Source organism: Devosia epidermidihirudinis (assembly GCF_000971295.1).
Classification (GTDB): domain Bacteria; phylum Pseudomonadota; class Alphaproteobacteria; order Rhizobiales; family Devosiaceae; genus Devosia; species Devosia epidermidihirudinis.
This window is the reverse complement of the sequence record NZ_LANJ01000016.1, coordinates 494,119-506,764: the sequence shown is the minus strand read 5'-3', so window position 1 is coordinate 506,764 and position 12,646 is coordinate 494,119. Positions and strand designations below refer to the sequence as shown.

At 60.0% G+C, this 12,646-nt stretch carries 12 protein-coding genes and 1 tRNA gene; 6 read left to right on the top strand and 7 right to left on the bottom strand.

Annotation, left to right across the window (positions count from 1 at the left end; genetic code table 11):
- Window positions 1-103 precede the first annotated feature (103 nt).
- Genes WH87_RS10755 through WH87_RS10745 form a run of 3 tightly spaced genes read left to right on the top strand, consistent with a single transcriptional unit; the run spans window position 104 to window position 3,094 of the window.
- Window positions 104-1,075, top strand: coding sequence for a Bug family tripartite tricarboxylate transporter substrate binding protein (locus tag WH87_RS10755; protein ID WP_046139159.1), 972 nt, complete (start codon window positions 104-106; stop codon window positions 1,073-1,075).
- A 34-nt stretch (window positions 1,076-1,109) separates the two neighbouring features.
- The gene (locus WH87_RS10750; RefSeq protein WP_046139160.1) at window positions 1,110-1,604 is read left to right on the top strand and encodes a tripartite tricarboxylate transporter TctB family protein; all 495 of its coding nucleotides are present in this window, start codon (window positions 1,110-1,112) and stop codon (window positions 1,602-1,604) included.
- A complete protein-coding gene (locus WH87_RS10745) occupies window positions 1,592-3,094 on the top strand; it encodes a tripartite tricarboxylate transporter permease (protein ID WP_046139161.1) in 1,503 nt (500 codons plus the stop codon). Before WH87_RS10750 ends, WH87_RS10745 begins: the two co-directional genes overlap by 13 nt.
- A 153-nt stretch (window positions 3,095-3,247) precedes the next feature.
- On the opposite strand, the gene yihA is transcribed toward WH87_RS10745, so the two are convergent.
- The 4 genes from yihA to rpmH all read right to left on the bottom strand — a co-directional run bounded on the left by yihA (window position 3,248) and on the right by rpmH (window position 6,342).
- Window positions 3,248-3,892 (bottom strand): ribosome biogenesis GTP-binding protein YihA/YsxC, encoded by a 645-nt coding sequence (gene yihA, locus WH87_RS10740; RefSeq protein WP_407060034.1) that lies wholly within the window; start codon window positions 3,890-3,892, stop codon window positions 3,248-3,250.
- Between the two features lie 72 nt (window positions 3,893-3,964).
- Complete coding sequence (gene yidC, locus WH87_RS10735; protein ID WP_046139163.1) at window positions 3,965-5,794, bottom strand: membrane protein insertase YidC; 1,830 nt, start codon at window positions 5,792-5,794, stop codon at window positions 3,965-3,967.
- Entirely contained in the window at window positions 5,791-6,192 is a 402-nt protein-coding gene (rnpA, locus tag WH87_RS10730) for a ribonuclease P protein component (RefSeq protein ID WP_046139164.1), read from the bottom strand. The genes yidC and rnpA overlap by 4 nt, the downstream gene beginning before the upstream one ends.
- Before the next feature lie 15 nt (window positions 6,193-6,207).
- Entirely contained in the window at window positions 6,208-6,342 is a 135-nt protein-coding gene (gene rpmH / locus WH87_RS10725; protein ID WP_046136922.1) for a 50S ribosomal protein L34, read from the bottom strand.
- Window positions 6,343-6,578: 236 nt separating this feature from the next.
- Between rpmH and WH87_RS10720 the strand changes: the two genes are divergently transcribed.
- The 3 genes from WH87_RS10720 to WH87_RS10710 all read left to right on the top strand — a co-directional run bounded on the left by WH87_RS10720 (window position 6,579) and on the right by WH87_RS10710 (window position 9,698).
- Window positions 6,579-8,009 carry an FAD-dependent oxidoreductase gene (locus tag WH87_RS10720; RefSeq protein ID WP_082092625.1) on the top strand — a complete coding sequence of 477 codons (1,431 nt, stop codon included), beginning with the start codon at window positions 6,579-6,581 and terminating at the stop codon, window positions 8,007-8,009.
- Window positions 8,010-8,063: 54 nt separating this feature from the next.
- Window positions 8,064-9,491 carry a sensor histidine kinase gene (locus WH87_RS10715; protein ID WP_046139166.1) on the top strand — a complete coding sequence of 476 codons (1,428 nt, stop codon included), beginning with the start codon at window positions 8,064-8,066 and terminating at the stop codon, window positions 9,489-9,491.
- Between the two features lie 130 nt (window positions 9,492-9,621).
- Window positions 9,622-9,698, top strand: a tRNA-Arg gene (locus WH87_RS10710).
- 242 nt (window positions 9,699-9,940) lie between these two features.
- Here WH87_RS10710 and WH87_RS10705 read toward each other — a convergent pair.
- The 3 genes from WH87_RS10705 to WH87_RS10695 all read right to left on the bottom strand — a co-directional run bounded on the left by WH87_RS10705 (window position 9,941) and on the right by WH87_RS10695 (window position 12,525).
- The gene (locus tag WH87_RS10705) at window positions 9,941-10,984 is read right to left on the bottom strand and encodes a LacI family DNA-binding transcriptional regulator (RefSeq protein WP_046139167.1); all 1,044 of its coding nucleotides are present in this window, start codon (window positions 10,982-10,984) and stop codon (window positions 9,941-9,943) included.
- Window positions 10,985-11,117: 133 nt separating this feature from the next.
- A complete protein-coding gene (locus WH87_RS10700) occupies window positions 11,118-11,561 on the bottom strand; it encodes a VOC family protein (protein ID WP_046139168.1) in 444 nt (147 codons plus the stop codon).
- Between the two features lie 151 nt (window positions 11,562-11,712).
- Window positions 11,713-12,525, bottom strand: coding sequence for an aldo/keto reductase (locus tag WH87_RS10695; RefSeq protein WP_046139169.1), 813 nt, complete (start codon window positions 12,523-12,525; stop codon window positions 11,713-11,715).
- Window positions 12,526-12,646 lie beyond the last annotated feature (121 nt).

Here is a 12,646-nt window from a genome sequence, read left to right as displayed (position 1 = left end):
AGTCAAAACTCAATTCCTGCCTGTCCAGCAATGGTGGCGCCTCCGTTTGCGGAGCGATGTCCCCTGCGCTGTCACCAGCTTCAACTGCAACGAGGGATGCACTATGAAACACCTTACTAAAGCGATCGCGCTGTCCGCCATCGCCATCGGCACATCTGCTCTACCCGCCTTCGCTCAAGAGTGGCCGGCGCGCCCTGTCACCGTCATCGTGGCTGCCGGCGCGGGCGGCGGGACCGATGCCACCGGCCGCCTACTGGCGCATGACCTCGAGCTGATCTTCGGCCAGCCCTTCAATATCGTGAACCGTGCTGAAGGCGGTGGTATCGCTGGGATCACCGAGCTGGCTGGCGCTGCCCCTGACGGCTACACCATCGGCATCCTGTTCAACTATGCGCCCTACCGCCATCTCGGCATGGGCAACTTGACCAGCGACTCCTACACCCCAATCGCACAGTACAATTTTGACTACGCCGCTGTGCACGTGAAAGCGGATAGTGAGCTGCAGACCCTCGATCAGGTCCTCGACAAGCTCAAGGCAGATCCGCAGTCGCTGGCAATTGGCTGCGGCGCCACCTGCCCAAGCAGCTGGAGCAGCGCCTTGTCGAAGGTGTTTATCGATGAGGGTATCGACATCACCGAACTCCGTTGGGTGCCTAACGCCGGCGCAGCGGCCGGTCTTCAGGAACTAACAGCCAGCGGCATCGACATCCTTGCAGCTTCGGTTCCAGAGGCCGCCTCCATGTTGGACGCAGGCGAAGTACGGACCCTCGCAGTTCTTGCTCCCGAGCGTCTCGAGAGCTTCCCGAATATCCCGGCCGCCAATGAGCAGATTGCAAATGCTGCACCAGGTGGCGTTTTCCGCGCGCTGGTTGGCCCGGCCGGATTGCCCGCCGAGATCGTTGAAAAGCTCGAAGTCGCCGTGAAGCAGATTTACGACAGCGAAGACTTCCAGGCGACCATGAAGAGCCGCGGTTTTGGTTTGCGCTACGCTGACCGCGACGGCCTTCTGGAATGGTTGCATACGCACGAAGCCGACACTGAAACGGTCCTCCGCGCCGCTGGCGTCATCAACTGATCAGATCGAGCGTTACTGATTTGGAGCTGACCGAATGAAGGTGTCCGATCTTATCATGGGGCCGCTTATTGCCGCCCTCGGCGTCACTGTTCTTGTGGCGTCTTCCATGCAGCCCAAACCGGTATTCGGCAGCGCATATGGAGGGGGATTCTTCCCCTCCATCCTCGGCGTGGTCCTGGTTGTCACCGGATTGATCCTAACCGCTACAGGGTGGCGTCAACGAGCCGCGACGCCACTGCTCGTGATGGGCAATTGGGTGGAGTCACCACGCCACGTCGCCAACACGGCGATCGTGCTTGGCGCCCTGCTCTTCTACATTCTCACGTCTGGCACACTGGGCTTTATGATCTCTGCCGGCATCGCCGTCTTGGCAATGCTGCTGCAGTTCACCCGCAAGCCTCTATTGTCAGTTCTCGTGGCTATCGCCACCGTAATTGCCGCCAAGCTGGCCTTCCAGGATGTCCTGCTGGTGCCGCTGCCATGGGGCATCCTCGAACCCTTCGCAGGAGTTTTGACATGGAGGCTATAGGCCCCGCCTTCTTTGCGTTGATGGAGCCGAGCGTTCTGCTCGTCGTCCTGCTCGCCTCAATCTTTGGGCTGTTCGTTGGCGCAATTCCAGGTCTGACGGCAACCATGGCCGTGGCGCTCCTGGTGCCCGTTACCTTCTTCATGGAGCCGCTGGCCGCCATCGCCGCCATCGTCAGCGCCAGCGCCATGGCCATCTTTGCTGGCGACATCCCATCGGTCCTGTTGCGCATTCCGGGCACCCCCGCCTCCGCCGCCTATACCGAGGCCGCCTATAAGATGACCCAGCGCGGCAAGGCCGAGCTTGTATTGGGCATCTGCGTTGTCACCTCAGCACTTGGCGGTCTTGTTGGTGCGATTTTCCTGATGTTCTTCGCTCCCGCAGTCGCCCGGTTTGCGCTTAACATCAGCAGCTATGAGTATTTCTGGTTCACCTGTCTTGGCCTGACCTGCGCCGCCTTCATATCGCCGGGGCGCCCCCTCAAGGGCATTATCTCGCTGGTACTCGGCCTACTCATCGCGACCATTGGATTGTTCCCAGTTACTGGCCAGCCCCGCTTCACGTTCGGCGTCCCGGCACTGCTCGGTGGCATCGGCCTTGTTCCCACGCTGATCGGCATCTTCGCCATCGCCGAGATCATTCGCTACGCGCAGTCGCGCGAGGCGCTGCCGACCATGATGAAGACCAAGATCGGCAACATCTTCAAAGGCGTCGGACCTGAGCTTTGGCGTTACCGCAAGGGCGTTGCACAGGGCATCGTTGTCGGCACCGCCACGGGCCCGCTACCCGGCGCAGGCGCTGATATCGCCGCCTGGATCTCCTATGCGTTGGCCCGCCGCTTCACCAAGAACAAGACAGAGTTCGACGAAGGCTCGCTCGAAGGCATCGCCGCTGCAGGCGCCGCCAACAACGCAAGCGTGTCGTCCAGCTATATCCCGGCGACTGTCCTCGGCATCCCCGGCGACTCCATGACGGCGATTGTTATCGGCGTGCTGTTCATGAAGGGCCTGACACCCGGACCGACCATCTTCACCACCCAGCCGGTGTTGATCTATGGCATCTTTTTGTCGTTCATCCTGGCCAACCTGCTGATGCTGCCGCTGGGATACGGCGCCATCAAGCTGTCGCGCTACATCCTTGACGTGCCGCGCTCCGTGCTTATGCCCGTCATCATGGTGTTCTGCATCGTTGGCGCATTTGCCATGGACAACTCGCTGACCTCGGTCACCATCATGCTGGTCTTCGGCATCGTTGGCTGGTTCATGGAAGAGAACGACTTCCCGGTCGCACCTGCCCTGCTCGGCCTCGTCCTCGGGCGCCTGCTCGAGGAGACGTTCCTGACCTCGATGATCAAGGCGCGTGGCAACTTCCTGGAGTTCTTCACCCGCCCAATCGCCGGCACCATCGGTGTCCTCACCGTTCTGGTCTGGGTAACTCCACTGATCCTCTATCTCTGGCGCCAGTGGTCAAAGAGAAGAGTGGCAATGGCCTGAGCGCGGCAGCGCCGGTAGTCAAAGCACCTCGAAAAAAGGCCTCCTAGCTATCGTATAGTTAGGAGGCCTTTTGGTTTGTTGATCACCATCCCAGCTGAACTTGCCACCAGTTTTCCGTGTGCTGGATTGCAAGTGGCCGCATACGAAGCACCCTTAGCTCTCCAGCAGCATCGCGATTTCAGTGCGCAGTTCCTTGAGCCCGTCGCCTTTGTGACTTGAGGTCAGGATGACGCGCGGGTGCGCGGCGGCGCGCTTGGCGATGGCGGCCTTGGTGGCTTCGATGACCTTTTCGAGGTCAGCCTTGAGCGGCTTGTCGGCCTTGGTCAGCACGACCTGATAGCTCACCGCAGCGCGGTCGAGTTCGTTCATCACGGTCAGGTCATTGTCCTTGGGGCCATGGCGGCCATCGACCAGCACATAGACGCGGCGGAGGGTCGTGCGGCCGGTCAGATACTGATGCACCAGACGCGTCCACTGACGCACCTTGTCTTCAGGGGCCTTGGCATAGCCATAGCCGGGCATGTCGACGATACGCAGGTTTTCGCTCTGGCTCTCAAAGATATTGAGCTCCTGCGTACGGCCCGGTGTGTTGGACGTACGGGCCAGGCCCGAAGTGCCGCACAGCGCGTTGATCAGGCTCGACTTGCCCACATTGGAGCGTCCGGCAAACGAAATTTCTACCCGGTCCATCGGCGGCAGGTCGGCGATGCGCACGCAGCCCTTGGTGAACAGGAAGGGCCGCGCGAACAGCAGGCGGCCTTTTTCGATCATGTCGGGCGCGTAGTCGACTTCGCTCATAATACTTGCCTCAAAAAGAATGCCCGCCGGAAGCGTCCGGCGGGCCTTAGCATGCTGTAGGACTTTTGGCGATCAGGCCTTGGGCGTTTCAGCCTTGGGCTTACGCTTGAAGCTGTCGAGGATATTGCCGAGCAGGTTCACCTCTGCGCCGTGGCGCTTCATGATGAACCACTGCTGGGTAACCGACAGGGTGTTGTTCCAGGCCCAGTAGATCACCAGACCAGCAGGGAACGTGCCCAGCATGAAGGTGAAGATCACTGGCATCCAGTTGAAGATCATCGCCTGGGTTGGATCTGGTGGCGGTGGGTTCAGCTTCATCTGCACCCACATGGTGATGCCCATAATCACAGGCCACACGCCAAGATGCAGGAACCCGCCGATGAAAGGCATTGCAGTCGGATCCCATGGGATCAGGCCGAACAGGGTGAAGATATTGGTTGGATCGGGCGCCGCCAGATCCTGAATCCAGCCAAAGAACGGCGCATGGCGCATATCGAGGCTGATAAAGATAACCGTATAGAGCGCGAAGAACACAGGGATCTGGATCAGCACCGGCCAGCAACCGCTGAGCGGGTTGATCTTTTCCTTCTTGTACAGCTCCATCATCGCCTGCTGCTGGGCAGGACGGTCGTCCTTGAGGCGTTCCTGGATCGACTTCATCTCAGGCTGCACGCGGCGCATGGCGGCCATGGACGCATAGGAGCGGCTGGCCAGCGGGAAGAAGATCGCCTTGACGATAACCGTCACGCAGAGCACGGCGACGCCGAAGTTGCCGATGATGCTGTAGAGGAAGCTCAGCAGGTAATACATCGGCTTGGTGATGAAGCTCAGCCAGCCCCAGTCGATGAGCAGTTCCAGACGGTCAAAGCCATATTGGTTCTGATAGGCCGAGATGACAGATTCTTCCTTGGCGCCGGCAAACAGATAGCTTTCGCGCTCTGCCGTTGCGCCCGAAGCAATCACGACCGGTGTCGTCTCGACATAGCTGGTCTGGTAGTCGTCATAACCAGCATTGTTCTGCCAGCTGAAGCGCGCATTGAGCGCGGTGCCTGGCGGTGGCATGACGGCGGTTGCCCAGTACTTGTCGGAAAAGCCGAGCCAGCCCGAGGTGTTCTCGTAAGTGGCCTGCAGGTCCTTTTGCAGGTCTGCATACTTCTTGGACACCAGGTTATTGCCGCCCAGCACGCCGTGCGGACCTTCATGCTGGATGAAGAAGTTGGCAACGTGCGGCGTGTTGTGACGGATGACGCGTGCGTATGGATAGAGCGCAACATCGCCGCCGGTATTGTTCTGGATCGTCTGCTTGACGGTGAACAGGTAGTATTCGTCGACCGAAATGGTGCGGCGGAAAACCAGACCTGCGCCATTGTCCCAAACCAGGGTCACTGGCGTAGTTGCGGTCAGCGTGGTGTTGGCGCCTTCAACAGCCCAGACCGTCTGGTTGGACGGAACCGCGATATTGGCGCCAGCAACCGGAACCCAGCCCTCTTCAGCGAAGTAGGCGTTTGGCAGACCGGCTGGGGTCAAAAGGGTGATGATTGGCGAATTGGGATCAACCGTCTCGCGATAGGCCTTGAGGCGCAGGTCATCGAGGCGCGCGCCGGTCAGGTTCAGCGAACCTTCAAGGTCGGCAGTGTCGATGGTCACGCGCTGCGTGGCAGCAATGGCCGTCTCGCGGTCGGCATAGGTTTGCGTTCCGACGGGGGCGGGCGTTGCCGCTGCTTGGCCGGGCGTCACAGGCGTTGCAAGGGCAGCGTCAGCGGCTGCCTTCTGCTCTGCTGCGATCTGCGCCTGCTGCTGAGCACGTTCGAGCTGTGGTCCGGCAACGAAAAACTGCCAGCCAAACAGCACAGCCATGCTGAGCACGATGGCGAGGATCACATTACGATTGTCTTTCATCATCTCGATTTCCGTGGGCCGCGGCCGGAAGAGTTGCGCTCATTGTCGGTTTTGGGCGTGTGCACGCGCACAATCAAGGCACCCAGATCGGCAACCAGCTTCGTAAAAGGTTCGGAGAGCGCTTCGCGCCGTCCCACGAGCACATAGTCGTGGCCGGGCATAAAGTCACGCGCGCATGCTGTCACAGCCGCGCGAAGGCGACGTTTTATGCGGTTACGCTGTGGAGAATTGCCCGTCTTCTTGGTGACGGTGAACCCAATGCCGGCTTCGGCATCGTCAGTACCAATTGTCTGGAGTCCAAACGCAGAGCGCCCGGCGCGATTGCCCCGGGCAGCCCTTTGAAACTGCGAACGCTTGGTCAGCCGGCGCAAAGCGCCTGTCGGCTTGTCTATGGCCGTCATCCGGCCACAGGGCCCTTAGGCCGTGAGCTTCTTGCGGCCGTCGCGACGGCGCTTGTTGATGATCGCACGACCGTCCTTGGTCGCCATGCGGGCACGGAAACCATGACGGCGGGCACGCACGAGCTGGCTTGGCTGGTAAGTACGCTTCATAACATCAAACCGCGGCCTGCGCGGTTCCTCTAGATTGGCATTGCTTGCGCAAGGAATTTTTCTGACACACTTGGAGCGCTGGGCGCCCAATGTGCGGGTTGGTGGCGTCTATAGGGAAAACTCATCCCCAAGTCAACGCAACATGACGCCATTCCCCTGTGCCATTGCCCCGTTGTTTTAACAATCATCTCACCCCATAAGTTCTGTCAGGGGTTATATCTGGCCGTTGGCGGGGAATGGCAGACATTATCAAACCAGATCTCTGCGTTATCGGCGCGGGAGCATGCGGATTGTCTTTGGCAATGGCGGCGCGCGATCGCGGCGCCAGCGTTGTGCTGATCGACCGCGGGCTTGAGGAGGCCGGAGACCCGGTGGCAGGCCGTTTGGCGCGTGCCAGCCTGCTCGCCAGCGCCGCCCGCGCTCATGCCGTGCGCAATGCCCATAGCGTCGGTATCGACCGCGCCGAACCCAAACCCAATTTCCGCATCATCAGCGAACTGGCGGCCGCCCAAGCCGCCGCTGTTTCGCCACGCGCCTCCCCCGAACGGCTTGCCGCCCTGGGGATAACTCATATTGAAGGCGAACCTATTTTTAGCGCCCGCAACGCCCTCAGCATCGGCGAGGTCCGGGTTCAGGCGCGTCACTATGTGTTGGCGACTGGTGCCCGGGCCGTCGTGCCTGACATCGTGGGGCTCGATCAGATCCCCTATTTCACTCCCGATAGCATTCTCACCAATATCCGTAAGCTCACCCATCTGGTTGTCATCGGTGGCGATGCGACGGCCTTGGAGCTGGCGCAGGCTTATCGTCGCCTCGGCTCGGCGGTGACGCTGGTGCCGCATGGCCCGCTTCTGGCCGGGTTTGATCGCGAGCTGGTCAACATCCTTGTGGGCGCGCTGCGCGATGAGGGCGTCGCCATCCTCGAAGACGCTGACGTTGCGACCATCCTGCCGCGCAACCAGGGAACCGGCATTGCTCTGCGCCACGCTGATGGTAGCGCAGAAAACCTCGACGTCTCCCATGTGCTGGTGGCGCTCGGTCGCCAGCCTGATCTCGATGCACCGTGGTTGACCCAACTCAACCTGCGTCGCGATTCTGTGCGGCCAGAGCGCCTGCGACTCAATGAGTATGGCCAGACCACCAACGCCCGCATCAGCGCCATCGGCGGGGCCGCTGGTGAAGATCGCCCGCAAGCCGCCGCGCGACAGGCTGACATCGTTCTCGATCGCATCCTGCTCGGCCGTGCCGACCGATTCGATGCCGCAAGCGTCCCCAGCGTCGTCGCGACCGAACCAACCTTTGCCCAGGTCGGTCAGCTCGAACCCAGCCGTCACCTCCGCGCCGGACAAACCATTCTTCGCTCCGGGCTGGCGGAAAATGACGGCGCCCGCGCGCGCGGCGAAGCCTCCGGCATGGCCAAGCTCATCGTGGGCCGCCAGGGTGAAATCCGGGGTGGCACGGCGATCGGACCCGCGGCGGGCGAAGTCGCGGCGATGGTCGCCCTCGCGATGGCCAGCAAAACACCGGCTGCCGATCTGGCCGGCCTCGCATTGCCGCCCGCCAGTCCTGCGGCGGTCCTCGCCGATCTGGGCCGTCAGGCGCGCGCTTTGCGGCCGCTTAGCCTCTGGACGAAACGCCGAATGGACCTGCGTCGATTGCTACCCTGACGCGCACGCGGCGGGGGCTGACGCGCCGGGCCATTATCCCTATATTGTCTTGTAATGACAGCCGAACGTCGCGTTTTGCCAAAATGGTTTTCCGGCCTTTCGATCAAGTTGATCGCCACCATCACCATGGTGATTTTGGTCGTCACCATCGTGGTCTATCTGCCCTCGCTCGCCAATTTCCGCTCCAGCTGGCTCGATGATCGCCTGCGCGTCGGCGTCGTGGCCGCCCGAGTGCTCGATGCCGTGCCCGATGTCATGGCCCTGCCGCGCAACCTTACTGACCGCCTGCTGACCTCCGCTGGCGCCAATGCCATCGTCTATCGCCGGGAAGGGCAGAGCCAGCTCATCGAACTGGCCAACCCGGTGACGCCCGATGTCGTTGTCACCGCCGACATGCGCCAGCGCGATCTGCCCACATTGATCGTTGGCGCCATCGATACGCTGTTTGCTGGCCCCGGCCGGACCCTGCGCATTGTGGGTGAAGGTGATCTCGATGAAAGCCTCGTCGAACTGCTGATGCCCGAGCGCCCGCTGCGCCAGGACATGTGGGTCTATTCGCGCGACATTTTCCTGGCCTCGCTGGTCATTGCCGCTATTTCGGCCCTGGCGCTCTACCTTCTGGTCAGCCGCCTCTTCATCCATCCGGTACGCCGTCTGACCGCCAATATGCTGGCGTTTCGCCAGGAGCCGGAAAATGCGAGCCTCATTATCGCACCGTCGCCGCGCCGAGATGAAATCGGCATTGTCGAGCGAGAACTGGCGGCCATGGAGTCCGACCTGTTCTCCATGCTGCGCCAACGCCGGCACCTGGCCGACCTCGGGCTGGCCGTCGCCAAGATCAATCACGACCTGCGCAACACGCTGACCTCGGCCCAATTGCTGTCCGATCAGGTGGCGACGCTGGACGATCCCAAGGTGCAGCGGCTGGCGCCGCGCCTTGTGACCACACTCGATCGGGCCATCGGCTTTGCTCAGTCGGTGCTCGATTATGGCCGCGAGACCGCGGCGCCCCCTGTGATGGCCCCGGTGACCCTGCGGGCGCTCATTGAGGACGCTGCGTTTGACGCGCGCCTTGTGGGGCATCCCAGCATCAGCTTCCGCAATGGCATTCCAGACGATCTGATTTTGAATGTCGATGCGGGGCAATTCGCGCGCGTGCTGCTCAACCTGCTCAAGAATGCCCGGGAGGCTCTCGAATCTGTTCGCGCCGATTCGCCGCCGAAGGAGATTTCCGTCTCCCAGATCGATTCCTCGGACGAGATTGTGCTCGCCTTTGTGGATAACGGGCCGGGCCTGCCACAACGGGCGCGAGATAATTTGTTCGTTGCTTTTGAAGGCTCTGCCCGTGCAGGGGGGACCGGATTGGGCCTCGCCATCGCCCGCGAGATCACGGAAGCCCACGGCGGCAGGCTGATCCTGGTCGATCAACCCGTCGGGACGCGCTTCGATATCATCCTGCCGAAAACGCTGCGTGTCAGCTGATCGTCACAACTTCCCGCTAAAAACTTTTAGAGTGCGCTTGCCAAGCACAAATCACCTCTGTATGGGTGGCGTCGCTTCAGGGCGATGCGGACTTCGCAAGGCCCTGAACCACCGTTTCAAACGGTAGTGCGCGCCCTTAGCTCAGCTGGATAGAGCACCAGACTACGAATCTGGGGGTCAGGAGTTCGAATCTCTTAGGGCGCGCCATTTCATCCTTTTGATGAAGCTCAACACTCTGAATTTTGCTGGGCACGCACCTGCCTCTGTTGGTTCGCAGAGGCGTTGGTCCGTCTCCCTTGTGCTTTCGCGCAAATCGCCGGGCGTACGCGCTCGGCTTTAGCACCTAGCGCAGTGCAAGTCCGTTTGCGTCACTCTCGGGGACGCCCTCTTCACTCCCCCGACCCGAGGGCGGCTCGGCAGATTTCGGTTACGGTGGTGGTACCCAAGCCCTACAGAGCTCGCCCAGAACGCTGGACCACGCGCCCGTTGGTGCTTTCACGCACGATAATCGACGGCTCGATCATGGTGACCCGGGGGGCGGGCAGTTTGTCACCGGCCTTGATAAGCCCCACCAAGCGGTCGACTGCAAGGTCGGTTACCATCTGCACGTCATAGTGCACACTGGAGATCGGCGTCGCTGCGTGTTCGGCGAACTCGATATTATCGAAGCCGATAATCGCAATTTCGTCAGGTACGCGCAGACCATGTTTTTGCGTCCATCGCAGCGCCCCGAGTGCAAGGGAGTCATTTGCACAGAAAACCGCAGTTGGTCGGTCAGGCTTGCTCATCAAAGTGTCCATCGCCCAAAAACCGCGGATCACAGAGTGGCCTTGGGGGTCTACGAAAAGCGAAGCATCGAAGGCGATATCGGCGTCGCTCAAGGCTTTGACATAGCCTTCCAGCTTCTCGGAGTTGCCGATCGGGTTCGAGCTATCCAATATACCGATGCGAACATGGCCCATCTCGGTGAGGTGCTGGACAGCGCGGAACGCCCCGTCGAACTCGTCAATGCACACCGCATCGATGCCCGCTGAGGGGTCACCAACCAGCAAAACGATGGGATAGTTCGCCCGACGAAGTTTATGGATATGGTCCAGCTCGCGGTGGCGGTGTGGATAAATGAGCATTCCGTCGACCTGTCGGGAGCGGAACATCTCTATGACCCGGCGCTCTTCGGCAGGGTCGTTATTTGACGTGGCAAAAAGCGTAGAATAGCCGCGCTCTGCAAGCGCCAGCTCCATCGCTTGCGCGGTTCGGGTCAGGGTTGGAATGGTGATGTCCGTCAGAACAAGCCCAATGGTCTTGGTCTCGCGGCTGACCAGCGATTTTGCAACCTGATTGGGCAGGTAGTTCAGTGCCTCGGCCGCTTCGCGGATGAGTTGGGCAGTTTCCTCCGGAATGCGGGGGCTCTGTCGCAGCGCCAACGACACGGTGTTGACGGAAAAGCCCGTCCGGTCAGCGATGTCCTTTAATCGTATGATCGATTTGCCCATGACTTCAGACCTGCTCTAGGCGACAATCGCGCCATGCTACTTGCGTACTACGCCGTTTTGTAATGGCGGCAAGTGTTGTTCGGTCTGAATTCTGGGGAACAGACAATAATTGACCTGACGGGCTCGATTTTGATCAGACGCCTTCAGCACGGAGGCGTTTGATGGCCTGGTACTGCAGGCAATCGGGATGCATTTCCATCAACTCGATACGGTTGCCATCGGGGTCTTCCAGCCACGCTTGGCGATTGCCGTCGAGTCCCTGGCTGGGCTCGGAGAGCAACTGAATGCCAGCTGCTTTCATACGGGCAACGGTCCCATCGAGGTCTTCAATGGTCCAGCACATATGGGTCATGCCATTGGTGTGCCAGCTGGCCGGCGCGCGATCATTTTCAGCGCCAGGGAAGATTTCGAGATACTGATCGTCCGTGATGCGGAGATAAACCAGCCACGTTTCGCCATCGTCGCGTTTCAGGCGCAGCATTTCTGGAAAACCCAGCTTGTTGACGTAGTAGTCGAGCGATTTTTCCAGATCGATCACGTTGATAGCAACGTGGCCCAGACTCGTAATGCCCTTCATAATTCCTCCCGACCTATTGCGGTCACTGCGTTTTCATCTGCGAACTGGATGCCCGCAGATCGCTCCCTACGTCATTGGCACAGACCGTAGGAACGTTAATACGCCTAGCATCTATCGCAAGCGTTTGGCTTGTCAACTGCCTGCATGGTGCTCAGTCCCAGTTTGGACCCCAGTCCGGATTGATGGCGCGCTGGCCGCAATCAACGCTTTCAATTGCGGCGATGTCCTCTACCGATAACGACAGTTTGATTGCTTCAAAGTTGGCACGAATGCGTTCTGCGCGACCAGATGTGGGAATGGCGATGTAGCCTTTGGCAAACTCGAAGGCCAAGGCGATCTGCTCCGGCGTTGCATGGTATTTGATGGCCAAATCGCGAATGATCGGCACGTCACCCAACACACCACGTGCGATTGGCAGGTAGCAGGTGACCGAAATCCCTTCATTTTTACAATGGGTTGCAAGACGTTTGTTTTGCAGGAGGGGATTGAGCTCAACCTGGTTGTTGCTGATCGGAACATCGCCCATCGATGCCTTCGCTTGCTCGAGCAGGGCTATGGTGAAGTTGGAAACGCCGACCAATTTCGTTAACCCCAGTGCATGCGCTTCTGCAAGCTGCTCAATATAGACCTCAAGTGGCACCGCGCCATTTGGTGAGGGCCAGTGGATAAGCGTGAGGTCGAGCTGGTCGAGTTGGAGCGTGTCGAGGCTACGTTCCAGTGAAGGGATGAGTTGTCCGGGGCCGAGATTGTGCGTGCTGATCTTGGTGGTAACAAATACATCGCTGCGCTTGAGTCCGGATCGCTTGATCGCCTCACCGACCTCTGTCTCCGTGTCATAGTCCTGCGCCGTGTCGAAGTGACGATAGCCGGTTTCAAGGGCAACCAGCAGAGCGGCAATGCCAGCGTCGCCTTGCCGCCCATAGGTGCCGAAGCCCATTTGGGGTATATTCGTTTGATTTTGCATTATTATTTCTCCTCATTGCTGCGCTTGTTATGTCCGGCCGGCCGAAAGCGGTGGGTCCTAGCGGATGAAGTGCTGCTTTTGCTATTGACGGATCGTTTTTCGTGATCTTAGTTTAACGCTA